Genomic DNA, 25824 nt, shown 5'->3' with positions numbered 1-25824 from the left:
TCTCCGCGTGCGGAATTCTGCGTTCAGGATTCAGTCAGGTGGTCCTGCTATCGTTGGGTCCATGAATTCGAGATTCGCCAAGTTTGCGATCGGCCAGGTGGTCAAGCACCGGATCTTTCCGTTCCGGGGCGTGGTGTTCGATGTCGATCCGGTTTTCGCCAACACTGACGAATGGTGGGAGTCGATCCCCGAGGACATCCGGCCCATCAAGGACCAGCCCTTCTACCATCTGCTGGCTGAGAACGACGAGAACACCTATGTGGCCTATGTGTCGGAGCAGAACCTGCTGGCCGACGAGACCGGCGAACCGGTGCAGCATCCGCAGACGGCGGTGATCTTCGAGTCCTTCGATCACGGTGCCTACAAGCTTCGTCCCCGGATATCCCACTAGACGCAAAATTCGTCCGAATTTTCGGATCCCGAGGCAGATTCCGAACGATATTTGCGGCATGCGGGGCGTAGCGTCATCGCATGAGCGCTGACGGTTTTTCCCCCTCACCGCCGCCCGGAGCCCGGGCGGACTGGACCATCGATCAGGGCTGGGATCGCTATTCCCAGGCCGAGCACGAGGTCTGGATCACCCTCTATGAACGCCAGACAGCCATGCTGCCTGGCCGGGCCTGCGATGCCTTTCTGCGCGGTCTCGACGCCCTGGACCTGCACCGTTCCGGCATCCCCGATTTCGCCCGGATCAATGACGAACTGCAACGCCTGACCGGCTGGAGCGTGGTCGCGGTGCCAGGCCTGGTGCCCGACGACGTCTTCTTCGACCATCTGGCCCATCGCCGATTCCCGGCGGGCCAGTTCATCCGCAAGCCCGATGAACTCGACTATCTGCAAGAACCCGACATCTTCCACGATGTGTTCGGGCACGTGCCGATGCTGACCGATCCGGTCTTCGCCGACTACATGCAGGCCTATGGACAGGGCGGCCAGAGAGCCCTCGACCTGGGCCATCTGGCCCACCTCGCGCGCCTTTACTGGTACACGGTCGAGTTCGGCCTGATGCAGACGCCGCAGGGTCTACGCATCTATGGCGCGGGCATTGTCTCGTCGCGGTCGGAGTCGCTGTTCGCCCTGGACGATCCGTCCCCCAACCGCATCGGGTTCGATCTCGAGCGGGTGATGCGCACGCCCTACCGGATCGACGACTTCCAGCAGGCCTATTTCGTCATCGACTCCATCCAGACACTGCAGGACGTCACCCTCCGGGATTTCGGGTCGCTCTATGATCGTCTGGCCGTCGCCAGCGACATCGGTATCGCGCAGATCCTGCCCGGCGACACCGTGTTCACCTGCGGGACCCAGGCCTATGCGCTTGGCGGCGGACGGCTAGCGACTGACCGGGGCTGAGACTTCAGGCCAAACAGCCACCGCACGATCGGAATGCGGCGGACGACCTCATAGCAACCGAAACAACCGGCAAAGGTGGCGACCACCAGCAGGCCGGCCTCCTGGCCCTGGGGAAGTCCCAAGGCCGCAAGGTGATGCGCCAGGACCACGATCAGGGTCTGGTGGACAATGTAGAGCGGGAAGACCGCCAGAGTCAGGTAGCGAAGGACCGGCGCATCACGGTTCAGGTGCTTGGCCCCAAAGCCCAGGATGGCCGCGATCGCGCACCACTGGTCGGTGGCATAGACGCAACGCATCACCAGTCGCAGGGCCTCGGGCGGGTTGGCGTCATCAGCGCGATAGACCCATGCATAGCTCGCCCATCCCGCCCAACAGACCAGGGCCAAGGCAAGGGCCGTCCAGCGCACACTGACCAGGCGACCGCGCAGAACCTCGGACTTGGCCAGCCCAAAGCCCAGAAGGAAGGCCGCGAATGACACGGCGTGATTGTACCAGTCATCGGTCAGGGCATGACTGATCTCGAACAGCGGCAAGAGCACGATGCGGGTCAGGGCCAGGTAGACTACGGGCCAGATCAACAGCCCTATCCCCTTAAGCACCCGCTCCAGACCGGCTTGCAGCCGATCTCCCAGCCTGGGACTGATCCTCAACAGCAGAGCCAGGACCAACGAATAAACAAGCAGATAGGCCACGAACCACATGTGGTTCCAGGTCGGGGTGACAAGGCATTTGCCCTCATCGGGGCCACACCATTGGCCCGAAGCTGTGGTGTACTTCAGCCAGAACTCGCCATAGGACTCGAACCCCGTGGCCCAGCCGGGATGAGCGGCCGCATATTCGATGACCTGGTAATAGCTCTGGGGCGGGACGATTACGAACATGGCGAAGACGAGCGGCGGAAGCAGTCTCGCGACGCGTGCCGCCGTCAGTTGGCCGAGACTGACCTTGTCGGCCATGAACCGGGTCGCCGCCCCGGACACCAGAAACAGCAGGGTCAGTCGCCAGGGATTGGTCAGTTGCATCAGGGGCTCAAGAGCCTCGACCGGATACGGGCTCTTCACGTGCCAGTCCCAGGGCACATAGAACATGCCGACGTGATACAGAATGAGCAGGAAGAACGCGCCGACCCGGATCCAGTCCAGGTCGTAGCGGCGGTCGAAGGAAGATGTCGTCGTGGTCATGAAGAGGCACCCGGCTTGAAAAGGGATGCGAAGGTCGTGCCTCGAGCCCTCCAGGCCCGCCAAGAGCGCGGGGATCGGCGGGCCCCGTCGGGGACGAGCGGAAAACCGGCCGTGACGACCGGCGCGCTTTTCGGGATGAGCGGCGACGAGCGGCGTGCGATCGCGCGGGCCTGGCTGCTGGGCATCGGCCTGATCGCCACCATCTGCGTCGTCAACATCCTGACGATCCGCCACGATGATCCGGATCTGCCACCCCTATTTCCCATCCTGTGGGAAGGCAGCAGCGCACTGGTCACCCTGGCGATCTTCGCGATCCCGGCTGCTGTCGCCCTCTGGACTCATCGCAGCGGGCCGCGCTGGTGGCAGGCCGTCCCCGTCCATCTGGTCGCCGTCCTGGCCTATTCGGCCCTGCATGTGGCGGGCTTCGTGGCGCTGCGGAAACTGGCCTATCTGCTCCTGCTTCAGCAGGACTATGATTTCGGCGATCTCACCCGCGAGTTCCCCTACGAGTTCCGCAAGGACCTGGTCGCCTATGGCATTGCCTGGTTCATCTTCCAGGTGTCCCTTCGCCAGGGCCACCAGCCGGCTACAGCCCAGACCATGGCCTCGCCCAGGACCTTCGACATCCAGGACGGAACGCGCCTGGTCCGGGTGCCCATCGACGACATCCTGGCCGTCCGCTCGGCCGGCAACTATGTGGAATTCGTGCTGGTCGACAGCCGCCGGCCTCTGATGCGCACCCCGCTGGCAACGATCGAGACAGAGCTGGCCGAACACGGCTTTGTCCGCAGCCATCGCTCCTGGCTGATCAACAAGGCCAGGGTGACCGGGCTACGTCCAGAAGGGTCAGGCGACTATGCCGTCGAACTCGGCAGTCAGGAGGCACCGCTATCACGGCGCTTTCCCGAGGCCCTCGCGCGCCTCCGACGTTAGAGCAGCAGACCCATCAGGATGTCGTCTTCGAGACGGCCATCCGGATAGCGACCACGCGCCACCTGACGCCCCTCGTGCTGGAAGCCCAGTCGCTCGTACAGACGGATCGCGCCTGGATTGCCCGCCCCGGCGGCCAGTTCGATCCGCAGGATCGGCGGCTGCATCGACCGGGCATGGGCAATCAGGGCCTCGAACAGCCTGGACCCAATCCCCCGCCCCTGACGGTCAGGATGAACCGCGACCGTCAGGCTCGACAGCACATGCGAGAACAGAGCCACCGTCTCGCGCGCCGCATGGATCTCGCCCCAGATCGTGCCGTCTGGCCCGACGGCGACGAAACTGATCCCGGCGATGCAGCGTTCCACATAGGCTTGGGTGATCTCGTCCGGCCGGCGGGCCAGCCCGTCCGGAACGGCCGCCGCAGCCTTGTGCAGGGCGATCAGGGCGGTGATGTCCTCCGGACCGGCAGGCCGGATAGTATAGCTCATGCGCCCCTCTGGAACGGATAGAAGTCACTGCCCAGGTCGAGGATGACGGTCAGTTCGTCCAGGGCTTCACGGACCTCAGTGAGTCGCAGAGGATCGGCCAGATCGCCCGGCACCAGGCGGTCGCGATAGCGACGCTCGACCCAGTCCGCCAGGCGGTCATGCAGGGCAGCATCGAACCTCTGAGCCGGATTGGCCGCCGCCAGCTCGCCCTCGGTCAGCACGACCCGCAGGCGCAGACAGGCCGGTCCGCCGCCATTGCGCATGCTCTGGCGCACATCGACATAGTCGACGCGTCCGATCGGACCATTGGAGGCGGCAAGGCTTTCAGCCACGGCATGGGCGCGAGGATTGTCGCGGGTCTCGGCCGGGGCCAGCAGGACCAGCCGATCCTCGCCGGGAATGACCAGCAGCTGCGAATTGAACAGGTAGCTGGCCACCAGGTCCGCCATCGGCAGATCGGCTTCCGAGATCTCGACAAAGGCCGGCTCGAACAGTCCGTCCGCCGCCCGACGGACCGACGCGATCATGGCGTTGCGGTCCTCGAAGGCGCTCTCGTGGAAAAACAGGCATTCGCGGGTGCCGACACAGACGACGTCGTTATGGAACGCCCCGCCATTGATCGCCGCCTTGCCCTGACGCGGGAAGATCGCCCGTGCCGCGCCGTGGCGACGTTCAACCGCCTCAAAGGCCTCGCGGGTCTGGCGGGCCGGGTAACGGCCATCCCAGTGTTCCCAAGCCTCACGACCCCAGACGAACATGTTGACGCCCGGCGCGCCATGCTCCGCACACAGGCGCACATGGTTGGCCGCGCCTTCATCGGCAAAATGGGGCTGGGCCGGCAACGGATCATGCACGGCGAACCTCGACTCGTCCGCAAACAGCCGCCGCAGGCTGCGCGTAGTCTGCGGGCCCTCCAGGCTCCGATGCAGATTGGTCAGCAGATTGGCGGGGGTGAAATGAACCCGTCCGTCCGCCGCGTCAGCGCTGGGCGTTACGGTGGCGGCATTGGCAGCCCACATCGGCGAGGCCGAACAGGCGGCGGAGGCCAGGGCCGGAGCCTCCTTCCAGGCCCGCTCGAGCACGGTGCCATCCGATCCGGAAAAACCCAACGCCTTCAATAGGCTTAGGTTCGGACGCTCATGTGGAGGCAGGGCGAACTGCGGCACGCCCCAGTCGGCGAGCTTGCGCATCTTGCCAAGACCTTCGAGCGCCGCACCGCGGGGATTGGAGACCTCGCCGGCATTCTTCTGGCTGGCGAGATTTCCCGGTGACAGGCCAACATAGGAATGGGTCGGCCCGACCAGACCGTCGCAATTGGCTTCAACTGCCGAAGTCATGCTCGCAAACCCTTGATATCACAAAATGTATTTAGGACTGCATCCGCTTCAAAACTGGCCACCGGATAGGCGCAATAGTCGGCGGCATAATAGGCGCTGGGACGGTGGTTGCCGGAGGCCCCGAGACCCCCGAACGGCATGCTGCCTGCGGCACCCGTCGTCGGCCGGTTCCAGTTGACGACGCCCGCGCGGATCCGGTTGAGGAACTTGTCCCAAAGCCCTGACTGATTGGAGATAAGTCCAGCCGACAAACCGTAGCGGGTGGCATTGGCCGCCGCGATGGCCTCCTCGAAGCTGCCGACCCGGCGCACCTGCAGCAGGGGCGCAAACAGCTCTTCGTCCGCCACATCGACGCCGGTGACATCGACAAAGCCCGGGGACACGAAGGCGTCGCTGAGACCGTCCAGACCTCCCAGGGTCCGAATGCGCTGACCGCCCAGGGCGTCCGCGCCGGCCTTGGCCAGGGCTGCGGCCCGCGCCGAGATCAGGGGCCCCATGAAGGGCTCGCTTGGACCGTTCCAGGGTCCGGCCGTCAGGCGATCCGACAGGGCTGCAACGGCCTCGATCACCGCCCTGCCCGCCGCGTCATCCGACACGATCAGGCGCCGGGCGCAGGAACAGCGCTGACCGGTGGTGATGAAAGCCGACTGCACGACCAAGGCCGCTACGGCCTCGGCGTCGCCGGCGTCCCAGACCACCAGGGGATTGTTGCCGCCCAGCTCGAGGGCCAGGATCACGTCGGGGCGATCCGCGAAGTACCGCCGGAAGAAGGCACCCGCCTGGGCCGAGCCGGTGAACAGCAGGCCGTCGATCTCTTCGGCGATCAGGGCCTGGCCGGTGTCGCGCCCACCCTGGACAAGATTGATCACGCCGGACGGAATGCCGGCTGCCTCGAGGGCCTCAACCAGCAACTGACCGACCAGCGGCGTTTCCTCGGACGGCTTGAATACCACCGTGTCGCCGGCCAGCAGGGCCGGCACGATGTGGCCATTGGGCAGGTGACCTGGGAAGTTGAACGGCCCCAGCACCGCCATGACGCCGTGGGCGCGATGGCGCAGAACAGCGCGCCCGAATGGCATGGCGTTTTCGACGCCGCCCGTGCGTTCGTCATAGGCCCTGATCGACAGGTCGACCTTGCCGGCCATCGAGGCCAGCTCCACCCGTGTCTCCCACAGGGCCTTGCCGGTCTCGCGGCTCATGGCCTCGGCGAAGGCCGGTGTGCGCTCGACCAGGATCTCCTTGTAGCGGCGCAGGATCGCGATGCGGGCTTCGCGCGGCTGATCGGCCCAGGCCGGAAAGGCGCGGCGTGCGGCGGCCACGGCAAGGGCGACGTCGGCCTGTGCCGCCGACGCTTCCCGCCAGATCGTCTCGCCCGTGGTCGGGTCGATGGAAACTGCTTCCGGTCCGGCACCTGCGCGCCAGACACCATCAATAAACACGCCGCCACTCATGCTTTCACCTGCACCATGTCGCCTTCGGAAACTCGCAGCGCCGAGGCCGCGTCGCGCCCCATGATCGCCGTTTCACCGTCAATGAACACCGGGGCCCGGACCGCCCTGAAGCCGCCGATCTCGCTGGAGGAGACCAAGGCCTCCTCGCCATAGGCATCTTCGCCCAGCTTCAGGCGCAAACGGCGCGCCTCGCGGACGGTCTTGATGTCGTCGCGCCGCGCCGCAACCGTGGGCCCGGCATCGAAGATGTCGATCAGGCCCTGGAAGCGGAAGCCCTCGGTTTCGAGCATGGCCCGAGCGGCCTCGCCCTCGCGATGCACGCGCCCCAGAACCTCGCGCGCCTCCTTGGGCAGCAGTTCGGCATAGATGGGATGGCGCGGTGCGAGGTCGAGAATGAACTGACCGTCGGTCGAGGCGCTCATCATGTCGGCCTCGTCAAACTCCAGGCGGAAAAACTTGCTGGCGACATGATCCCAGAACGGGCAGCCGCCATCCTCGTCGAACCAGCCGCGCAGTTCGGCCAGGATCATCTCGGCAAAGCGCTGCGGCTCCAGCCCGATCAGCATGTAGCGCGACTGGGCCAGAAGCCGCCCGGCCCCGCCCATCCGGCGTTCTGGCTTCAGGAACAGCGAGCCCACCTCGGACCAGCCGGCGCACTCATTGACCAGCACCAGGGCGCGGTGATCGAAGCGCTTGTCCAGGGTCGGTGAGGACTGGGCCAGGGTGACGACCCGGAACGAGAAATGCGGTCGCTTCAGACCGACGCCCGCCTTGACACCAGCGACGCCGATCACGTCCCCGGCCTCGAGGTCTTCCAGCATCAGGGTGTACCAGGCCTCGGGCGCGGCAACCTCAGCCTTGAAGCTAGCCGCCGACAGGTCCAGTCGGGCGCGCAGGGTCTGCTCGTCCTCGGGCAGGCTGGTGAAGCCACGGCCCGACAGCAGGGCCAATTCCATCAGGGCGTCAAAATCGGTCGGGCCGGCGGGGCGGACGACTAACATTCAAAGGTTCTCCATGGACGCGCGGATCGACCGTCCGTCGATCTCGCCGCTGGCCAGTTTCATCAGGATCAGGGCCGAGAGCTGGGCGCGCTCGACAAAGCTTTCGGGCCAGGCGTGTTCGGCCTCGCTGTGGATGTCGCCGCCGCGCACCCCCAAGGTGTCGACATTGGGCAGGCCCGAGGCGAATAGGTTGTTGCCCTCACAGACCCCGCCGGACGGCTTCCAGGCGATGTCCTGGCCGAGCAGGGCCCCGGCCTCCTTGACGGCACCGAACAGCTGTTGCTGGGCCGCGTTGAACGGCTTGGCCCCGCGGGTGATCAGGCCGTGCAGGTGGACATGCAGCCCCTCGCGTGGCTCCGCGACGATCCGGGCAACCTGCGCCTCGAACCAGGCGGCACCCTCGGCATCGGGGAACCGGACATTGAACCGGGCGATCGCCACATCCGGCACCATGTTCAGCGGCGCGCCGCCATCGATCCGGGCGACATTGACGGTCACACCGTCGCGCTGGCCGTTCAGTCCGTGCAAGGCCTCGGCAATGCGGGCCGCACCGATCACGGCGTTGCGCCCCGCAGCGAAGTCGCGGCCGGCATGGGCTGCCTTGCCATGCACGACGATGTGGAAATTGCCGGACCCTTTGCGTGATGACGCCAGGGAGCCATCGGCCAGGGCCGGTTCATAGGTCAGGCCGACATGACCCAGCCTGGCAAACTCGGCCAGGACGGGACCGGACGCGACGGAGCCGATCTCTTCATCCGGCGACAGCAGGACGCGATAGCCGACCCGGCCCGCATCAGGATGCCGCTCAAAAGCCTCCAGCGCCGCCAGCATGACGCTGATGCCGCCCTTCATGTCGGCGATCCCCGGCCCGTGCAGAGCGCCATCAGCCCGTGTGGTCACCGCCTGGAAACGGCTCGTCTCCGGATAGACGGTGTCATAGTGGCCCGTCAGAACCACCTGGACCGGGGCCTCCGGGCGCACGACCACGGCAATGGCCGGCGTGTGCTGCTGCTGGCCCACGCGACCGTCCGCGCCAATCACCTCGGATGCCGCGAGCGGAATCTCGGTCGGCGCGCCAGGCAGCGTCGCCACGGTTTCGAGCAAAATCTGCCTTTGGCGCTCGAGGCCGGCCAGATGCAGGCTACCGGAGTTTATCGCGCACCAGTCCACAGCCCGGTCGATAATTCGCGCGCCATCCGAGGCCAGAGCCTCCAGAACAACGCGTTCATGGTTCTCGAGTCGCATAGGCATGCCGGTCCTCCCCCAGTCACAATAAACCAAGGGCCGCGGGTAAATCGTGCTTCCTCAGACGAGGTAAACGGGCGCCCGCGCAACAGCCTTGCGCCCCTAATAGTCCTTTCGCCAGCGAACGGAAAGCTTTGCGTCGCCCTGACCGCCAATCTTTGACACCAGGGACAGGGTCCGACGGATCCGCCATTCAACCTGAGCGGCAGGACCTTCACGCCCACCACCGATGATCTCCAGATAGACATCGTCGGTGACATACTTGCCGCCCGCCACTGTCACGCCGGTGGCGCTGTTGGCGAAGGCCAGGCGATCCAGCCGCGCGAAACTGCGCAGATTGCCCATCACATCGAAACCGCCGCCGCCCGCCAGGGCCGCCAGGGCCGAGGCCAGTTGGGCGGCTTCAATCGGCGACAGCTGGGCGGCCGAGGCCCCGAAGAGCACCTGGCTGAGCACTTCATCGCTCGGCAGCTCAGGTGTCGAGGTCAGGGTGATTTCCGGCTTGGCGGCCGTGCCAGCGATCTTGACGATGGCGGTCAGCGCCGTGTCCTCACGCCGGGCGCTGAGGTTGAGACGGATGCGATCCAGCTGGGTCGAAAGCGTAACGACACCCGTACTGTCGAACTCGAACCGCTTGCCCGCGAAGTCATACTCGCCACGCACCATGCGGGCCACGCCGTCGAGACTCGGCGCAAAGGAGGTCCCGCCGACATGGGCGTCCAGCGATAGTTCGACGTCCAGGCCCCGCCCTTTCACGAACACCCGGCGCGGGGCCTTGAGGTCGAGATCCAAAGCGATGCCGCCGCCGGGACTAGCCCGCCGGGGCTGGGTGCCCTGGTCGAGGTCCGTCGGACGATTGCGCTCTATGACATCCAGATTGACCACGCCGGCCGGGGTCTTGCTCTGGGCCGAGACATCGGCCCGATCGATGACGAGGTCTCCGCTCAGCTTGACCTTGCCGTCGGCCGAACGATTGATGGTCGCCTGGCCGGTGGCAGTGGCGGTGGCCAGGTCATTGTCGATCAGGCGGAAGGCCTTGAGGTCGAGCCTGAAGCTGCTGACGCCTTCGCGGTTGAGGCTGATGCGTCCCGCGCCGGCCAGGGAACCGCTTATCCCGTCTTCCGCCGTCGCCTGGCTTACGTCGATCGCATTGTCGGCCAGCGCCATGCGCAGGGTAATGTTGCGCAGACGCAGGCCGGTACGCCCCTCTTCAAAGCCGCCGCCATCCAGGGATGCCCGCCCGACCAGCCGCGGATCGGCCAGGGTTCCGCCGAGAGAGCCCTCGGCATCGATCTTGCCGGACAGCGACCGTTCCGGCCCCAGCAGCAGATCCCATAGGGGTTTGATCTCGCCCTGGGCCTTGAAGGACCCCATGACGGGCCGGCGACGATCAATCGCCAGTCGCAACGGCGAGGCCGAGGCTTCGGCCGGCAGTTGCAGGCGCGCCTCGGATGTGAGGCCCTGACGATTGGCCCCCTCGGCCACGAGCGTCAGCACCCGGTCCTTCAGATCGCCATGGATCTGGGCGTTCAGCGACTGCTCGATCTTGGACCCGCGTTCCCGCGCGCCGGTTAGCCTGGCCTCAAACTCACCAAGCAAGGTTTCGCCCTGGCCGAAAAGATTGAACGTGCCATCAATGTCGCCGGCCAGGTCCGGATCGAAGGCCGAGAGACTGACGCCGGCCAGACGCGCCTTGAGACTGGAGCGTTCCGGACCGATGTCGGTGTCGAGGTCGGCCTGGCCGTCTCCGATCAGAAGCCGCAGCCTCGAAAGGATCGAAGCGCCCCCAAGGCGCATCACTGACGTCTCACGCGTCTTGATATCGGTCCGTCCCATGCGTCCGGAAGCGTCGAGAGACAGGGTGTAGTCATCGCCGGACTGCGCGAGCGCACCCGTTCCCGCCAGCCGCCAGCGCCCGCCGGGAGCCAGGCCCTGTGCATCGACCGTCAGGGGCAGATTGCCCAGGGATCCATCGGCCTTGATCCGAGCCGTACGCAGTTTCCAGTTGCCGCTGGCGATATCCTCGGCGGTCAAGTCAAGGGTCGCGCGGGCACTGTCGCTCCCCTCGACGATCCGGACGGAACCCGCGACCCGCCCCTGGTACAGGTAGGCGCCTGGTCCGATCGACACCAGCAGATTCGCTGAAGCCGGCCGTCGCCCGCGCAATGAAACCTCGCCGGTCGCCTTTGCCCCGCCTGCGTCAAGATCAAGGTCTGTGAGCTCCAGCCCGCCTGCCGCAAAGCGAAAGGCCGCTCCAGCTCGGGCCGGTCCCTGGAGACTCTGGGCCGTAAGCCGTGCGACCCCGTCGGAGCCGTCTGAGGTACGCTCAAAGGTTAGGGCGAGATGGGCCTGGGTCAGGGGCAGTCTCGGAAGATCGATCGAGTCAAAATCAGCCGTCAGGTCCAGCCTTGGCCTGGCCAGTGTGCCGGCGACGGTGCCATCGCCCTTGGCCTTGCCGGTGACTTCGACGGGACCGGCCGTGAACGGCCCCGTCGCCGTCCAATCCAGCTTGAAGCCCAGAGTGCCGTCACGTCGCATCGCACCCGAGGTCCGGGCTTCAGCCGCCGTCCCCTCAAGTTTGGCATTGTCGATCGTCAGGACTCCATCCTGCCACGCCCCCCGACCGCTGAGGCGCGGCGACTTGCCCAGCAGGCGATCCAGTTCCGCCAGGCCGGCTGCAAAGTCCTGACCTTTGGCATCAACGGAAAAGGCCCAAGGCCTGCCCTGGGCGCTGCTGGCCGACCACTTGGCCGCCAGATTGCCGCGCGCCCCGGCCCGGACCGGTGCAAGACTGACGACACGCGCCTCCCCCCGGAAGCTCAGCCCCCCCAGAAGGCTTCGATCGCCCTCACCCGTCACCACCAGGTTGGGTGCAGTGATCTTGGCCGAGCGGATCAGGAACGGGCCGTTCTTCAGCCGCACACCCTCGAAATCGGCCTTGGGGCTTGCCCCGAGCACCGCCAGGATTCCGGTTCCGCCCCCGCCCTGTCCGGCGGCCTGGGCCTTGATCGTCAACTCTCCCTTGGACCATCGCACCGAAGCCGGGCCGCGGGCGCGTTCCAGGTGATAGCCCAGCAGGGACAGGTCCGAGACATCGGCATCCCCCTCGACGGTGAAGCCGCCCTTTTCCAGCCGAAGCCGGCCCTTCACCTGCCCGGCCCCCATCTCAGGAATCGAAACAATCGTCTTGAGCGACCCGATCTTCGCCGTGAAAGGCAGACCGTCGGGGCCCGTGCGCCTCTTGCCGATGTCGGCCAGACCTCGCGACTCAAGAACAAGGTTCGCGGACCTGATCCGGGTGGTCAGATCAAACAGACCGCCCTTCGACTTGCGGCCTTCAAGGCTGAAGCTGGCCTCGGGACCAAACATGGCCTCCAGGCGGTGGGTCAGGCTGGAGGCTCCCAGGTCGATCCGCCCCCGCGCTGAGCCGCCTTCAGGCGTCCAGGCACCGGTAGCGTCGAGGGGTATGTCTGCCCCCGATCTCGCCGTCAGACTGAAGGCCCCGCGCGTCATCGCGCCCTCGGCCTTGGCCTTGAGATCGAAGGCCCGGTCGACCGGCAGACCCAGGGCCCCGGCTATGGCCCCGCCATCGGCTTCGACGGCTTCGGCCTTGAGCCGAAGCGTGTTCTTGCCCCCCAGATCGAAGTCCAGGTCCAGCCGGTCGCCCCTGTGTAGCCGACTGGCCAGGCTCAGCCGGCCCTTCTGACCGCCCATGCGTGCAAATTCGTAGGACCCGGCGACATTGAAATCGCCTGCCTGGCGACTGAAGGCGGACCGGGTGATCAGCCGAAGCTCGACCCTGTCCAAATCCACCGACACCGGGGCCGGTGCGGGCTTGCCTGCAGGGCCGAGTATAGGCCGGCGCAGCACCGTCACATCACTCGCCTGGATCTGCTCGGCATGAAAGCGTCGGGTCAGGAGCTCGGATGGTCTCCAGACGACCCGCACATCATGGGCTTCCAGCCAGGGGCCCTTGTCGTCCTGGATCGCGAGGCGGCGCACACCAAAGTCCCGCCAGATGTCGCCTGTCACGCCCTCGACGGTCAGTCGGCCGATGCGGCCCAGCTTCAGGCCGCTGACCCTGGACTCCAGAAGCAGGCGTCCCTGCGGGGTGGTCGGCCCATAGCGCAGACCACCGAGAACCGCCCCGATCAGGACCAGGACCGACACCAAGGCGATCAGCAACCTGCCGGGTCCGCCGCGCTTCCGGACCGGAGCGGCCGGAGCTTCGCCGGGCGGTTCTTCAGGGGCGTTTTGGGGGCGGACCTCGGTCAAAAGCTCTGCCCGATACTGATGTAGATTTGAAAGGCCGGGTCACCCGAGCGCTTGCCCAGAGGGATCGCGATGTCCGCCCGGATGGGACCAAAGCCCAGATCATAGCGAACGCCGATTCCGGCACCGAACCGAAAGTCTTCGGTGTCGGGCTTGCGCTCCGGCCCGATCGCTCCAGCGTCCACAAAGGCAACGCCGCCCCAGCGCTCGGTGAACCGATGGCGCACCTCAAAGGACGTCTCGACCAGGGATACGCCGCCCTGCGGAGTATTGTCGGCCAGTCGTGGACCAATGGCCTGGTAGGCATAGCCCCGCACGGAGCCGCCCCCGCCAGAGAACAGCCGACGCGACGCTGGTATCTCCGACACCAGGGCCCCGAATATGGCCCCCACCTTGACCCGTGCCGCCAGGACCGTGCCGGCGTCCGCGCCGAAGGGAAAGTAGGCTGCGCCCTGCACCTGGGCCTTCAGATAGGCCAGGGTCGTATCGCCAAAGCTGGTTGTCGGTTCGGCCCGGGCCTCAAAGCGCCACCCCCGGGTCGGATCCAGGATACTGTCCGACTGGTCCCAGGCCACGGCACCCAGGGTGGTCAGGGTCGCGAGGTTCAGAGTCTCCCGCACGGCGGCACCGTTTGAGGTCACCAGTTGTTGCGACTGGGCCAGGTCCAGCGCCACCCCCAGGGTTCGATAGGACGTGGTCTTGCGTCGCCGGGTCAGGTCCGCGCTGATCGTCGCGCCGGTTTCGTCATAGGCGTCCGTCGTTTCCTTGAAGACGGCACCGTTCAGCTTCAGGGTCTGCTGCGGCCGACGCCAGTGCGGCAGGGCCACTTCGCCGCCGACCCGTTTTTCCAGCTTGGCCAGCCGGACCGTGTAGGTGGTGGTGTCCGCCCGCTGCAGGCGGTTGTAGCGGATCAAGCGGGCATCCACGCCCGGCCCTTCGCTGGTCGAATAACCCGCGCCCAGTTCGACCGTCCGTTCAGGACGATCGGTCAGATTGACCACCACCGGCCTGAGCCCGCCTGGCCGGACCTTGTCGCGCGGCGCGAGGGATACCGACACCGAGTCATAGACGGCGGTATCCCTGAGGCGGCGCTCCAGTTCGGCAACATGCTCCGGATCATAGACGTCGCCCGCCTGCCAGGGGACCAACTGGGCGACCCAATCCGGATTGCTGCGGCCCTTGGTCACCACCTCCACGCCCTCAAGCCGGGTCAGTTCGCCCGCCACGATATTGAAGGTGGGGCGAACCGTATGGTCCGCATGGTCGACAATGACTTCCCGCGGTTCGGCCGCGGCGTCGGCATAACCCAGCTGCTGCACCTGGGCGATGACCCGCCCTTCAGCCCCAAGGATGGCGGCCGCGCGGCCAGGGTCGCCCGGGGTCAGACGCATAGCCGCAAGCGCGCTCTTGTTGACCCCATCCTCGGGTGGGGCCCCCTGCCAGATGATCTTCGGTTCGGCGAGAACAAAGACCGGCCCCGGGTTCACCTTGACCACACCGCGTGGCACCTCGTCCTCGGTGATGTCGGGTTCGACGGCATAGGCGTAGTAGCCCTCAGCCCGAAGCACTGCGACGACGTCGTCGCCGGCGTCGCGGGCACGACGACGTGCTTCAGCGCGGCTTTGCGGCGCAGCCTTTGAGGTCGAGAGCACGCGCAGGATCGCGTCGCGCAGAGTCTTGTCTTCTACCCCGGTGATCGTGGCCGAAGGCTCGTCAGCCCATGCGGCGCCGGCCAGCAGCCAGGCTGCCGTCGCGATCCCGAGGGCCAATCGTCTACGCACCAAGCCGTATTCCCCGCGCGGAGCGCCCCCGCTCCCCTGTAGTCGCCGACCTCGCCGCTGTCACCGTTGGAAATGCAGCGGCCCGGACGGTGGCTCCTTCCCTCACCGACCAAATGGCGCCCAAATGTTAGGCAGTCATGCGCAAAGGCGCGGCGACGGCGAAATTCGCCGACGTCAGACGCCGTGACGTTCTAGGGTTGGACACGGCACGTCAGACTCGGCGGAGCCCAAGGCAAACAGCGTGGATCAAGGCGTGGCGGCGAAAACTCAAGACCTGGAAGCACCAGCCCTTCCCCTGAACGAGGCGGCCTACCTGCCTGGTGTCGCCTATGACGAGATGTTCGCGCCCGGTGGCGCTGTACGTCCGCACTACGACCCTCTGCATGCGCGTATGTCCACGCTGGGCGGGGCAGAACTCGCGGGGCGGCAGCAGACCCTGGAGCGGTCTTTCCTGCTGCAGGGCATCACCTTCACGGTCTATGGCGGCGGCGAGACCACGACCGAGCGGATTATTCCGACCGACCTCTTCCCCCGCATCATCCCGGCCCAGGAATGGGCCAAGATTGAAGCCGGTCTGACCCAGCGCCTTCTGGCCCTGAACCTGTTCCTGGCCGACATCTATGGCGAACAGCAGATCCTCATGGACGGCGTGGTGCCGCGCGAACTGGTCCTGGGCGCGCCCTCCTACCGGCGCGAGATGCAGCACATCTTCGTGCCCCATAAGGCCTATGCCAATGTCTGCGGCAGCGACCTGATCCGCTGCCAGGACGGACAGTTTGCCGTGCTGGAGGACAATCTGCGGGTGCCGTCCGGCGTGTCCTACATGCTGGCCAACCGCGACGCGGCCAAGCGGACCTTTCCGGGGACCTATCGGGCTGCCGGCGTGCGGCCCGTCGAGCGCTATCCCGATCTGTTGCTGGCGACCCTGAAAAGCATGAGCCCCGAATGGCGGCCCAATCCCCAGGTCGTGGTCCTGACGCCGGGTGTCTACAACTCGGCCTATTACGAGCACGCCTATCTTGCCCGCCTGATGGGGGTGCCGCTGGTCGAGGGCCGCGATCTCGTGGTCCACGACAACATGGTCTACATGCGCACGACCACCGGCATTCGCCGGGTGGACGTGATCTATCGGCGGGTCGATGACGACTATATCGATCCCCTGACCTTCCGCCGGAACTCGTCACTGGGTGCTGCAGGCCTGTTCAATGCCTATCGCGCCGGCAATGTGGTCATCTGCAACGCCCCCGGCACCGGAGTCGCCGACGACAAGGCGGTCTATGCCTATGTCCCCGAAATCATCCGCTACTATCTCGGCGAGGACGCCATCCTGCCGAACATCGAGACCTATCTGTGCCGCGAGCCCGCACAGCTGAGTTTCGTTCTGGCCAACCTGGACAAGCTGGTCGTCAAGGCGGTCGGGGCCTCCGGCGGCTATGGCATGCTGGTGGGACCGCATGCCTCGCAGAAGGAGCGTGACGACTTTGCCCTGGCCATCAAGGCCGATCCGGAAAACTACATCGCACAGCCAACCATCCAGCTGTCGACGGCACCCTGTCTTGTGGATGGTCGTATCGAGCCCCGCCATGTTGATCTGCGGCCCTTCATCCTTTCGGGCGAGAAGACCATCGTCACGCCGGGCGCCCTGACCCGTGTCGCGCTGAAACGCGGCTCTCTGGTGGTCAATTCCAGCCAGGGTGGCGGCTCCAAGGACACCTGGGTCCTGGCCGAGGACCATCACGCCAACGGCCTCGGAGGAGCCCGCCCATGATGCTCGCTCGCGTCGCCGACAGCCTCTACTGGCTGGGCCGCTATATTGAACGCGCCGAACACCTGTCGCGGCTGTCCAGCGTGATGCTGAACGCCACGCTGGACCAGACCGATTCTGGCGTCCAGGCCGTGTGGATCGCCCTCTCTGCTGTCGGCGAGCCGGACGTGAGCAGCGCCGTCGGCTCGTTCGAAGCGGCTGAGGCCCTGGCCCTGGACCGCTCGGATCCCAATTCGGTGGTGTCCTCCCTAGCCCGCGCCCGCGAGAACGCCCGGCAGGTCCGCGACCAGATCACGACCGAGACCTGGGAACGGCTGAACCTGCTCTATCTGAAGGTCACCGACGAAAACGCGCGCCGCGATTTCGCCGAAGGCTCAACCACCTTTCTCCAGGACATCATCGCCGACCTCCACCTGTTCAAGGGGGCCGCCGATACCACCATGAGCCACGGGGAAAGCTGGCGGTTCATGATGCTCGGCATGTATCTGGAGCGGGCCCAGCTGGTGTCCCGCCTGCTGGAGGTCTGCTTCGCCGAAACACCCGGCCGCCAGATCAATGACCATATCGCCCTGGTCAGCCTGCTGCGTATGGCCTGTGCGCTGGAACCCTATCTGCGGGTCTATACGGCCGAGATCGAGCCGCGCCACATCCTCGAATTCCTGGTCTTCGATGAAGACTTCCCGCGCTCGATCCGCTTCGCCACATCGCAGATCGAGGCCAATCTCAGCGTTCTCGCGCGGCGGTCGGCCAGCGAAGGTGCCGGACCCGAGCGGATTGCCGGGCGTCTGAAAGCCCGACTGCAATTTGCCGACATCAATGAGCTCGAGAACCAGGGTGCCGGAGCCTTGCTGACCTCCGTGGTCAACGAGTGCGCCAGAATCCACGAAGCGATCTACGAGACCTTTGTCGCCTATCCCCTTGAGATGCGTCTTCCGGCCTAGGACCACACGCGTCCGCTCGCCAAAAACAACAGCGGTTTCACCGACCGCAACGCGACCCCGTAAGGACTGACCCAGTGCTGCTCGAAATTCGCCATGTGACCCAGTACCACTATGAGCGCCCGGTTCGGGAAAGTCTGATGGAGCTGTGGATGCAGCCCCAGAAGACGCCCCGCCAGCGCCTGATCAGCTTCGAGCTGGACCTCAATCCGGTCGCCCAGGTCTTTTCCTATGCCGACAGCTTCGGCAATGCCGTCTACCACTTCGACGTGCCACAACCGCACGACAACCTGACCATCGTCGCCCGTTCTGCGGTCGAGACCGAGGCACCGGGCGAGCGTCCGGATGCCCTGGACATGGGGGAATGGGACCGCCTGCGCAGCGAGTTTGTCCGGGGCGAGTGCTTCGACTTCCTGCGCCTGCACGGCTTTGTGGAATCGACCGAGGCCTTGAGTGCCTTCGTCAATGAACACAATCTCGATGACCTTCGCCGGCGCGATCCCCTGACCGCGATCCGCCGCCTGTCCGAGACCATCTATCAGGCCTTCGAGTACCAGCCGGGGGTGACCGACGCCGACAGCCCGATCGATCTGGCCCTGAGCGCCGGCCGTGGGGTGTGTCAGGACTTTGCCCACATCATGCTGGCCGTCTGTCGCTCCTGGGGTGTCCCGGCCCGTTATGTGTCGGGCTACCTGTTCACTGACCGCGAGGCCGGCGACCGGTCCGATCCGGATGCGACCCATGCCTGGGTGGAAGTGTTCCTGCCCAGCCTGCGCTGGGTCGGGTTTGATCCGACTAACAACATGATGACGGGTGAACGCCACGTCGCCGTGGCCGTGGGGCGCGACTATGCCGACGTCACGCCGTCACGCGGTGTCTATAAGGGCGACGCCCTCAGTGAACTGGCGGTAGGCGTTTCCGTCCGCCGCGCCCGCGCCGCCCTCGCCGAGCCAGAGTTTCTGCGGATGGCCCGGCCAAACTTCTCCGGCGGGCGCCGCCGCCCCGACAAAGCCGCCGCACTCCGGCAGGACCTGCATCAGCAGCAGCAACAGCAGCAGTAGATCAGGCCGGATAGACGTGCGCTTTCCGGGCGGAAAGCTTGACCGCGCCGGTGAACAGGTCGGCCTGGTCGCGGGATACCGTCACCTCGATCCGCTGGCCATCGACTGTAACGCCGTCGACGGCGGCCAGGGCACCTTGGACGTGCACGCGGTTGATGCGAACCTCAAAGCCGTCAGCCGCCAGGTTAAGATCATGAGGCCGAACAAAGGCCACAGCCTTGCCATCAGCCACAGTCCCGGCGGAAAGGCTCACGGCTCCCGCAGCGAAGCGCCCGCCGGAAACCGTGCCCTCAAAGCGATTGGCCTCACCCACGAACCCGCAGACGAAAGGCGAAACCGGCTCGTCATGCACCTGGGCGGGTGTTCCGACCTGCTCAATGACGCCCTGGTTCAGGATCGCCACGCGGTCGGCCAGGTCGAGAGCCTCTTCCTGGTCGTGGGTGACGAAGATGGTGGTCACGCCGGTGGCATCGTGAACCCGGCGCAGCTCCTTGCGCAGCGACTTGCGGACCGTGGCGTCCAGGGCCCCGAACGGCTCGTCCAGAAGTAGGACGCTCGGCTGTACCGCCAGGGCGCGTGACAGGGCCACACGTTGGCGCTGCCCCCCTGACAGCTGCGAAGGATAGCGCCCGCCCAGGCCCTCCAGTTCGACCAGGCGCAGCAGGTCAGCGACCCGCCTGGTGATCTCAACCTTGGACGGCTTGTCCTTGCCCTTGCGGACATCCAGGCCAAACGCAATATTTTTGGCCACGGTCATGTGCTTGAACAGAGCATACTGCTGGAACACGAAGCCCACGCGGCGTGCGGCGGCCGAGGCATAGGTGACGTCCTGGTCATGGAACAGCACCTGGCCGGCATCGGGAAACTCTAGGCCAGCGATAACCCTGAGCAGGGTCGTCTTGCCCGAGCCTGAAGGGCCCAACAGGGCCAGAAGCTCGCCATCGGCGATCTCGAGCCCGACCTTGTTCAGCGCCGGATAGCGGCCGAACTTCTTGTCGACGGAACGGATGGAGATGGTCATGGGACGGGCGTTCCGATCAGTGGCCGCCGCGCCGGCTTGCGCCGGGCTGGACGACTTCAAGCACGGTCTTGAGGACGAGGGTCAGGATCGCCAGCAGGCATAGCAAGGCAGCCACTGAGAAGGCTCCGACGAAATCATACTCGTTGTAGAGGATCTCGACATGCAGGGGCATGGTGTTGGTCAGGCCCCGGATATGCCCGCTAACCACCGACACGGCACCGAACTCGCCCATGGCGCGGGCGTTGCAAAGCAGGACGCCGTAGAGCAGCCCCCAGCGGACATTCGGCGCCGTCACACGCCAGAAGGTGTAGAGGCCCGAGGCTCCCATCGAGACCGCTGCTTCCTCTTCACTGGTCCCCTGTTCCTGCATCAGCGGGATCAGTTCACGGGCAACAAAGGGGAAGGTCACGAAGATTGTCGCAAGGACGATGCCCGGCACTGCGAAGATGATCTTGATGTCGCTCTCGACCAAATGGTCGCCGACCCAGCCCTGCAGACCAAAGACCAAAACATAGATCAGGCCGGCCACGACCGGCGAGACCGAGAACGGCAGGTCGATCAGGGTGATCAGCAGGCTCTTGCCCGGAAACTCGTGCTTGGCCACAGCCCAGGCGGCGCAGAGTCCGAACACCACATTGAACGGCACGGTAATCGCCGCCGTCAGGAGGGTGAGCTTCACGGCCGCAATGGCATCAGGATTGGAAATGGCCTCAAGAGCGGGCTGGAGGCCCTTGCGCAGGGCCTCGGCAAAGACCGCGACCAGCGGCAAGACCAGCACCAGGGCCAGGAAGGCCAGGACCAGGCTGATGATCAGCACCTTGGCCCAGGCGGGATCCTCTGTGGAAAGACGCGGAGCAGCCATCAGACGTACCTCCTCGCCCAGGCCTGGACCGCATTGATGACCAGCAGCATCAGAAATGACGCGCCCAGCATGACCACGGCGATCGCTGCAGCACTGGCATATTCGAACTGCTCCAGCTGGATGATGATCAACAGCGGCGCGATCTCGGACTTGTAGGGCATGTTGCCGGCGATGAAGATCACCGAGCCATATTCGCCAATGCCCCGGGCGAAGGCGAGGGCGAAGCCGGTCAGCCAGGACGGGCCCAGCGCCGGCAGGACAATCCGCGCAATCGTCGACAATCGTCCAGCTCCGAGGCTGGCAGCGGCTTCCTCGACATCGTCAGAGAGGTCGCGCAACACCGGCTCGATGGTGCGCACCACAAACGGCAGGCCAATGAAGATCAGCGCGATGGTCACGCCGACAGGGTTGTAGGCGGCCTTGATCCCCAGCGGGGTCAGATAGGCACCGACCCAGCCATTGGGCGAATAGAGCGTGGCCAGGGCGATGCCGGCCACCGCTGTCGGCAGGGCGAACGGCAGGTCGACCAGGGCATTGACCAGGGCCTTGCCCGGAAAGTCATAGCGGACCAGGGCCCAGGCCGTCAGCACACCGAAGACGCCGTTGATGGCGGCGGCGACAAAGGCCGCGCCAAAGGTCAGGCGGTAGGCGGCCAGGGCCCGTTCAGAAAAGGCAGCGGCGACGAACTGTGCGGGCGAGAGTTCAGCGGCCTTCAGGGCAACCGCTGACAAAGGGATCAGCACGATCAGCGACAGCACGGTCAGGGTGACGCCGAGCGTCAGGGTAAATCCAGGTATGGCGGATCGCCGCCGAAACAGCGGCTTTCTGGCGACAGGGCCAATACGGAGCGCGGCGGCGGTCTCGGCGGTCATGGTCTGATCGTCGTCCTGGTCCAGCGAAGTCCGTTGTGAAACGCCCCGGCATCCACACGGGTGCTAAGGCGACAAGTCAGGGCGCTTAAATCCCCACCAGCCCGGTGGGGTCAATTCAGAATTCCGCCGTCAAGCACCCAGAAAAACTCACCGGTGGGCCGCCGCCTGGCAAGCCAGAGGAGGTGGCAGTGACGCTTCGCCTAGCCTTGCGGTGGTTCAGCCTGCAGCCAGCCGATGGCGGACGCAACGGTCTCCCCCCAGTCGCAGGGGCGGGTCTGACGCAGGATTTCGATACTGTCGTACCAGGGACTGTCCGACCGGTCCTGCAGCCATCGCCAGTCGGGCCGCGATGCCGGCAACAGCAGCAGGGTACGCTTGCCCATGGCACCGGCCAGATGCGCCACCGAGGTGTCGACCGTCACCACGGACTCCAACTTGTCCAGGATGGCAGCGGTGTCTGCCATGTCACGGACCTTGGTATCTTCAGGGTGAAGACTCACCGCCCCGTGCATCTTCAAGAGCGGTGCTGCGTCGTCCGCCGTCAGGGATCTGTGCATGTCGTTGGCATGGCGCGGATTGCCGCGCCACACGACGCCATGCCGGATGTGGCTGGGCCAGGCCTCGAGTCGGCCGGGCGGGGCCGACAGATAGGGTCGACCCGACAGCATCGACAGGGTCAGGCCCAGGCGATGAGGCAAGGATCCGAGCATGATCCAGGCGTCGTGTCTTTCGATCGAGACCTTGCCGTCCACCGGCCTGACCTTTGCGCCGAGCCCGCTGAACAGGGCCGCCAAGGCTGGATGGGTGTAGACCGTGACCGAGATCCCGCGCGCCACCAGATCCGGCACGAACCGCGCAAACTGGATCTGATCGCCAAGCCCCTGTTCGGGCAGGACCAGCAGGCTCGACACGGCCTCCCCATGCCATTCCGGAAAGGAGAGCTTGGGTTTTGGGGTCGGACTGCTGCCCCTCCGGAATCGTACCGTTTCCCAGAGGGCGAAACCCTCGGCATACTGGCCGCTGGCCAGCAGAGACCAGGCGCGCTCGAACGTTTTGAGATCTTTATCCTTGGACATGCCCGCAGCCATACCGGCGCAGGCCCGCCGGGACCAGTAGGCCGTCGTTCAAAGATCAATGGGCTTGGCAAGAGATCGCACGCCAGGCCCCGCAAGCGGGCACAAGACGGCTCTGGTAGAAATTGGTAGGCCGGGTGGGGTTCGAACCCACGACCATTCGATTAAAAGTCGAATGCTCTACCACTGAGCTACCGGCCCGCTCACGACGCGGCGAGGCCGGTGGAAGCGGCGCGGAACATAGTCGGGGGGCGCCGCAGCCGCAAGCGGGCTTTCGTCGCTAGTTTGACATGACGGCGCCGCTTTTGACGCGTTAGGCTTGGTCCATGCGTGGTTTGCTCGTCCCCTTGGTCATGGTGCCGCTGGTTTTGGCCGGTTCGCAGGCGTTCGGCCAGTCTGCACAGACCCCTTCCCCTCCGGCTGATTCGAAAATTCAGACGACCTCGGACGCCAACAAGGATGGTTTGACCGGTGCCGTCAGCGCGCCCCTGCGCGACGTCAACATCATCCGCACCAAGATCCCGCCCGTCCTGATCAATGCCATGGCCGACCCCTATGCCAAGCCGGCCAAAAACAGCTGTGCAACCCTGTCCAGCCTGATCGCGCCCCTCGACGTGGCCCTGGGCGATGACCTCGACGCGCGCCCGCCCGAGGACAATGAGGATCTGATGGACCGTGGCCGTCGGGCGGCGGGCTCGGCAGCCCTCGGTGCCGTCGCCAGCGCCGCCCAGGACATGATCCCGATGCGCGGCTGGGTCCGCAAGCTCAGCGGTGCCGAGCGACATGACCGGCTGGTGCAGAGCGCCATAACCTCCGGCAATGTCCGCCGGGCCTATCTGAAAGGTCTGGGTGAGGTGCGCGGCTGCCCGCCACCGGCGACGCCTCTGCACAAGCCACCGACCGTGGCCCCCGTCATCGACCCCGGCATGCCGCCCATGCCCGAGGGCCGGAGGCCGCGCTTTCCGATCCGGAACTAGGCCTCAACCCGCGTTGTGTCGCCGGGCAAAGTCCTGGCGAAAGGCCTCGAACCGGCCTTCGGCAATGGCCGCGCGCATGGCGGCCGTCAGAGCCTGGAAGAAGGCGATATTGTGCCAGGACAGCAGGACCTGACCGAGGATCTCTTCGGCCTTGAACAGGTGACGCAGATAGGCCTTGGAATAGTCCCGGCTGGCGGGGCAGTCGCTGTCCGGATCCAGAGGGGTGTCATCCTCGGCATAGCGGGCGTTCTTGATGTTGATCGCCCCGTCCCAGGTCCAGGCCTGACCGTGGCGGCCCGACCGGGTCGGCAGGACGCAATCGAACATGTCGACGCCGCGGGCGACCGCCTCGACCAGATCGATCGGCTTGCCGACGCCCATCAGGTAGCGGGGCTTGTCGGAGGGCAGCATGTCGGGCGCATAGTCCAGCACCTCGCACATGGCCGCATGGCCCTCGCCCACGGCCAGACCACCGATGGCATAGCCGTCAAAGCCGATGTCCTGCAGGCGCTGCGAAGACTCGCGGCGCAGGTTTTCGAAGGTCGAGCCCTGCTGGATGCCAAACAACACCTGGCTGTCGCGGGTTCCGAACGCGGCCTTGGAGCGCGCCCCCCAGCGGGCTGACAGTTCCATGCCCTGGCGCGCCCTCGCCTCCTCGGCCGGCCAGGCGACGCACTCATCCAGCTGCATGACGATGTCACTGCCCAGCAGGTCAGCTTGGATCTCCATCGACCGCTCGGGGGAGAGGACGTGCTTGGAGCCGTCGATATGGCTGGCGAAGGTCACGGCCTCTTCGGTGACCTTGCTGATCCCGGACAGGCTCATCACCTGGAAGCCGCCGCTGTCGGTCAGGATCGGCTTGTCCCAGCGCATGAACCTGTGCAGCCCGCCCAGGCGCTTCACCCGCTCGGCCGTCGGCCGCAGCATCAGGTGATAGGTATTGCCCAGGATGATGTCGGCGCCGGTGTCCTTCACCTGATCGACAGTCAGGGCCTTCACCGTCCCGGCAGTGCCCACAGGCATGAAAGCCGGGGTGCGGATGTCGCCGCGCGGGGTCTTCAGCACGCCGGTACGCGCCTTGCCGTCAGTGGCGGAGATCTCGAAGGGGAAGGCCATAACTTAGGTCTCGGCTGGGTCGGCGGGAAACAGCAGCGAACTGTCGCCATAGGAATAGAAGCGATATCCCGTCGCGATCGCCCGCTCATAGGCCGCGCGCATGGTCGTCTGGCCGGCGAAGGCACTGACCAGCATGAACAGGGTCGACTTGGGCAGATGGAAGTTGGTCATCAGCACGTCGGCAGCGCGGAAGCGATAGCCCGGGGTGATGAAGATGGCGGTCTCATCGGCAAACGGCCGGATGACGCGATCTTCGCCGGTCGCGCTTTCCAGTAGCCGCAAGCTTGTGGTGCCGACACAGACGATCCGGCCGCCGGCGGCGCGAACGGCGTTCAGGGCGTCGGCGATCGCGGCCGTCACCTCGCCGTACTCGGCATGCATCCGGTGCTCGGACACCTCATCGGTCTTGACCGGCAGGAAGGTGCCGGCTCCGACATGCAGGGTGACGAAGTGCAGCGAAACGCCCCTGGCCCTCAGCCGCTCAAGTAGGTCCGGCGTGAAGTGCAGGCCGGCGGTCGGCGCAGCCACCGATCCATCCTCGCGCGCATAGACGGTCTGATAGTCGGCGCGGTCGCGATCATCTTCCGCGCGTTTGGCTGCGATATAGGGCGGTAGCGGCATTTCGCCGTGCCGGGCGATACCGACATCAAGTTCTGGCCCGGTCAGGTCAAAGGCCAGCAGCACCTCGCCGCCCTCATGCTTTTCCAGCACGGTGGCATCCAGGCGGTGCTCGTCCGAGCCGAACGCCACATGGTCGCCGACCTTCAGGCGCTTGCCCGGGCGCATAAAGGCTTTCCAGCGATCCGGCGCAATGCGCTGGTGCAAAGTGGCTTCGACCGGGACTGGCGCACCGTCGCCACCGCCGGTCGTACGCGCATCGCGCAGACCGGCCAGCCGTGCCGGGATCACGCGTGTATCGTTGAAGACCAGGGCGTCGCCGGGACGCAGGATGTCAGGCAGCTCGCGGACGATCTGGTCGGCGATGTCCTCCCCCGGCCGGACAACCAGAAGGCGCGCGGAATCGCGCGGCTCGGCCGGACGCAGGGCGATATTGTCCTCAGGCAGGACGAAGTCGAAATCGGAAAGGCGCATGGGGC

21 protein-coding genes and 1 tRNA gene are annotated in these 25824 nt (G+C 65.8%); 7 read left to right on the top strand and 15 right to left on the bottom strand.

Annotation, left to right across the window (positions count from 1 at the left end; all coding sequences use genetic code 11):
* The first annotated feature begins 61 nt into the window (after window positions 1-61).
* Together hspQ and phhA are read left to right on the top strand one after the other, a co-directional pair.
* Complete coding sequence (gene hspQ, locus AQ619_RS07915) at window positions 62-391, top strand: heat shock protein HspQ (protein ID WP_062146137.1); 330 nt, start codon at window positions 62-64, stop codon at window positions 389-391.
* Between the two features lie 80 nt (window positions 392-471).
* On the top strand, window positions 472-1353 hold the full coding sequence (phhA, locus tag AQ619_RS07910; RefSeq protein ID WP_062146135.1) for a phenylalanine 4-monooxygenase: 882 nt from the start codon (window positions 472-474) through the stop codon (window positions 1351-1353).
* Here phhA and AQ619_RS07905 read toward each other — a convergent pair.
* On the bottom strand, window positions 1311-2534 hold the full coding sequence (locus AQ619_RS07905) for an acyltransferase family protein (RefSeq protein ID WP_062146133.1): 1224 nt from the start codon (window positions 2532-2534) through the stop codon (window positions 1311-1313). The genes phhA and AQ619_RS07905 overlap by 43 nt on opposite strands.
* 111 nt (window positions 2535-2645) lie before the next feature.
* Here AQ619_RS07905 and AQ619_RS07900 point away from each other — a divergent pair, with 111 nt between their 5' ends.
* Window positions 2646-3467 (top strand): LytTR family DNA-binding domain-containing protein, encoded by an 822-nt coding sequence (locus AQ619_RS07900; RefSeq protein ID WP_236849551.1) that lies wholly within the window; start codon window positions 2646-2648, stop codon window positions 3465-3467.
* Here AQ619_RS07900 and AQ619_RS07895 read toward each other — a convergent pair.
* The 7 genes from AQ619_RS07895 to AQ619_RS07865 form a co-directional block, all read right to left on the bottom strand.
* Window positions 3464-3955: a GNAT family N-acetyltransferase gene (locus AQ619_RS07895; RefSeq protein ID WP_062146130.1), complete on the bottom strand. Its 492-nt coding sequence runs from the start codon at window positions 3953-3955 to the stop codon at window positions 3464-3466. The genes AQ619_RS07900 and AQ619_RS07895 overlap by 4 nt on opposite strands.
* Window positions 3952-5292, bottom strand: coding sequence for an N-succinylarginine dihydrolase (gene astB, locus AQ619_RS07890; RefSeq protein ID WP_062146128.1), 1341 nt, complete (start codon window positions 5290-5292; stop codon window positions 3952-3954). Before astB ends, AQ619_RS07895 begins: the two co-directional genes overlap by 4 nt.
* Window positions 5289-6743 (bottom strand): succinylglutamate-semialdehyde dehydrogenase, encoded by a 1455-nt coding sequence (astD, locus tag AQ619_RS07885; protein WP_062146125.1) that lies wholly within the window; start codon window positions 6741-6743, stop codon window positions 5289-5291. Before astD ends, astB begins: the two co-directional genes overlap by 4 nt.
* Entirely contained in the window at window positions 6740-7744 is a 1005-nt protein-coding gene (locus AQ619_RS07880) for an arginine N-succinyltransferase (RefSeq protein ID WP_062146123.1), read from the bottom strand. The genes astD and AQ619_RS07880 overlap by 4 nt, the downstream gene beginning before the upstream one ends.
* Window positions 7745-8989, bottom strand: a complete 1245-nt coding sequence (locus AQ619_RS07875; RefSeq protein WP_062146121.1) for a hydrolase — start codon at window positions 8987-8989, stop codon at window positions 7745-7747.
* A 102-nt stretch (window positions 8990-9091) separates the two neighbouring features.
* Window positions 9092-13174, bottom strand: coding sequence for a translocation/assembly module TamB domain-containing protein (locus AQ619_RS07870; protein WP_062151412.1), 4083 nt, complete (start codon window positions 13172-13174; stop codon window positions 9092-9094).
* Between the two features lie 86 nt (window positions 13175-13260).
* Entirely contained in the window at window positions 13261-15042 is a 1782-nt protein-coding gene (locus AQ619_RS07865; protein WP_465251374.1) for an autotransporter assembly complex protein TamA, read from the bottom strand.
* 253 nt (window positions 15043-15295) lie between these two features.
* Here AQ619_RS07865 and AQ619_RS07860 point away from each other — a divergent pair, with 253 nt between their 5' ends.
* The 3 genes from AQ619_RS07860 to AQ619_RS07850 all read left to right on the top strand — a co-directional run bounded on the left by AQ619_RS07860 (window position 15296) and on the right by AQ619_RS07850 (window position 18806).
* Window positions 15296-16810 carry a circularly permuted type 2 ATP-grasp protein gene (locus AQ619_RS07860; RefSeq protein WP_062146117.1) on the top strand — a complete coding sequence of 505 codons (1515 nt, stop codon included), beginning with the start codon at window positions 15296-15298 and terminating at the stop codon, window positions 16808-16810.
* Window positions 16807-17748 (top strand): alpha-E domain-containing protein, encoded by a 942-nt coding sequence (locus AQ619_RS07855; RefSeq protein ID WP_062146115.1) that lies wholly within the window; start codon window positions 16807-16809, stop codon window positions 17746-17748. Before AQ619_RS07860 ends, AQ619_RS07855 begins: the two co-directional genes overlap by 4 nt.
* A 74-nt stretch (window positions 17749-17822) precedes the next feature.
* Window positions 17823-18806, top strand: a complete 984-nt coding sequence (locus AQ619_RS07850; protein WP_062146113.1) for a transglutaminase family protein — start codon at window positions 17823-17825, stop codon at window positions 18804-18806.
* 1 nt (window position 18807) lies between these two features.
* Here AQ619_RS07850 and AQ619_RS07845 read toward each other — a convergent pair whose 3' ends face one another.
* The 5 genes from AQ619_RS07845 to AQ619_RS07825 form a co-directional block, all read right to left on the bottom strand.
* Complete coding sequence (locus tag AQ619_RS07845) at window positions 18808-19827, bottom strand: sulfate/molybdate ABC transporter ATP-binding protein (RefSeq protein WP_062151408.1); 1020 nt, start codon at window positions 19825-19827, stop codon at window positions 18808-18810.
* 16 nt (window positions 19828-19843) lie between these two features.
* Window positions 19844-20689, bottom strand: a complete 846-nt coding sequence (cysW, locus tag AQ619_RS07840; protein ID WP_062146110.1) for a sulfate ABC transporter permease subunit CysW — start codon at window positions 20687-20689, stop codon at window positions 19844-19846.
* A complete protein-coding gene (gene cysT, locus AQ619_RS07835; RefSeq protein ID WP_062146108.1) occupies window positions 20689-21561 on the bottom strand; it encodes a sulfate ABC transporter permease subunit CysT in 873 nt (290 codons plus the stop codon). Before cysT ends, cysW begins: the two co-directional genes overlap by 1 nt.
* 200 nt (window positions 21562-21761) lie before the next feature.
* Window positions 21762-22637, bottom strand: a complete 876-nt coding sequence (locus AQ619_RS07830; protein WP_166504190.1) for a glycosyltransferase family 9 protein — start codon at window positions 22635-22637, stop codon at window positions 21762-21764.
* A gap of 123 nt (window positions 22638-22760) precedes the next feature.
* A tRNA-Lys gene (locus tag AQ619_RS07825) sits at window positions 22761-22835 on the bottom strand.
* Between the two features lie 125 nt (window positions 22836-22960).
* On the opposite strand from AQ619_RS07825, the gene AQ619_RS07820 reads away from it, so the two are divergent.
* Window positions 22961-23611: a hypothetical protein gene (locus AQ619_RS07820; protein WP_062146104.1), complete on the top strand. Its 651-nt coding sequence runs from the start codon at window positions 22961-22963 to the stop codon at window positions 23609-23611.
* Window positions 23612-23614: 3 nt separating this feature from the next.
* Here AQ619_RS07820 and tgt read toward each other — a convergent pair whose 3' ends face one another.
* Window positions 23615-24727, bottom strand: a complete 1113-nt coding sequence (tgt, locus tag AQ619_RS07815) for a tRNA guanosine(34) transglycosylase Tgt (RefSeq protein ID WP_062146102.1) — start codon at window positions 24725-24727, stop codon at window positions 23615-23617.
* Between the two features lie 3 nt (window positions 24728-24730).
* Window positions 24731-25819 carry a tRNA preQ1(34) S-adenosylmethionine ribosyltransferase-isomerase QueA gene (gene queA, locus AQ619_RS07810; protein ID WP_062146100.1) on the bottom strand — a complete coding sequence of 363 codons (1089 nt, stop codon included), beginning with the start codon at window positions 25817-25819 and terminating at the stop codon, window positions 24731-24733.
* Between the last annotated feature and the right edge of the window lie 5 nt (window positions 25820-25824).

Origin of the sequence: Caulobacter henricii (assembly GCF_001414055.1) — a bacterium.
GTDB classification, from domain to species: Bacteria; Pseudomonadota; Alphaproteobacteria; order Caulobacterales; family Caulobacteraceae; genus Caulobacter; species Caulobacter henricii.
This window is presented reverse-complemented; position numbering and strand designations above follow the sequence as displayed.

Bases quoted from the DNA above. Each gene is read 5' to 3' on its own strand.
- AQ619_RS07845 (WP_062151408.1), bottom strand. From the start codon at position 19,827: ATGACCATCTCCATCCGTTCCGTCGACAAGAAGTTCGGCCGCTATCCG.
- AQ619_RS07875 (WP_062146121.1), bottom strand. From the start codon at position 8,989: ATGCGACTCGAGAACCATGAACGCGTTGTTCTGGAGGCTCTGGCCTCG.
- AQ619_RS07895 (WP_062146130.1), bottom strand. From the start codon at position 3,955: ATGAGCTATACTATCCGGCCTGCCGGTCCGGAGGACATCACCGCCCTG.
- AQ619_RS07905 (WP_062146133.1), bottom strand. From the start codon at position 2,534: ATGACCACGACGACATCTTCCTTCGACCGCCGCTACGACCTGGACTGG.
- astB (WP_062146128.1), bottom strand. From the start codon at position 5,292: ATGACTTCGGCAGTTGAAGCCAATTGCGACGGTCTGGTCGGGCCGACC.
- AQ619_RS07855 (WP_062146115.1), top strand. From the start codon at position 16,807: ATGATGCTCGCTCGCGTCGCCGACAGCCTCTACTGGCTGGGCCGCTAT.
- AQ619_RS07880 (WP_062146123.1), bottom strand. From the start codon at position 7,744: ATGTTAGTCGTCCGCCCCGCCGGCCCGACCGATTTTGACGCCCTGATG.
- AQ619_RS07820 (WP_062146104.1), top strand. From the start codon at position 22,961: ATGCGTGGTTTGCTCGTCCCCTTGGTCATGGTGCCGCTGGTTTTGGCC.
- astD (WP_062146125.1), bottom strand. From the start codon at position 6,743: ATGAGTGGCGGCGTGTTTATTGATGGTGTCTGGCGCGCAGGTGCCGGA.
- tgt (WP_062146102.1), bottom strand. From the start codon at position 24,727: ATGGCCTTCCCCTTCGAGATCTCCGCCACTGACGGCAAGGCGCGTACC.
- cysT (WP_062146108.1), bottom strand. From the start codon at position 21,561: ATGACCGCCGAGACCGCCGCCGCGCTCCGTATTGGCCCTGTCGCCAGA.
- queA (WP_062146100.1), bottom strand. From the start codon at position 25,819: ATGCGCCTTTCCGATTTCGACTTCGTCCTGCCTGAGGACAATATCGCC.
- AQ619_RS07830 (WP_166504190.1), bottom strand. From the start codon at position 22,637: ATGTCCAAGGATAAAGATCTCAAAACGTTCGAGCGCGCCTGGTCTCTG.
- cysW (WP_062146110.1), bottom strand. From the start codon at position 20,689: ATGGCTGCTCCGCGTCTTTCCACAGAGGATCCCGCCTGGGCCAAGGTG.
- phhA (WP_062146135.1), top strand. From the start codon at position 472: ATGAGCGCTGACGGTTTTTCCCCCTCACCGCCGCCCGGAGCCCGGGCG.
- hspQ (WP_062146137.1), top strand. From the start codon at position 62: ATGAATTCGAGATTCGCCAAGTTTGCGATCGGCCAGGTGGTCAAGCAC.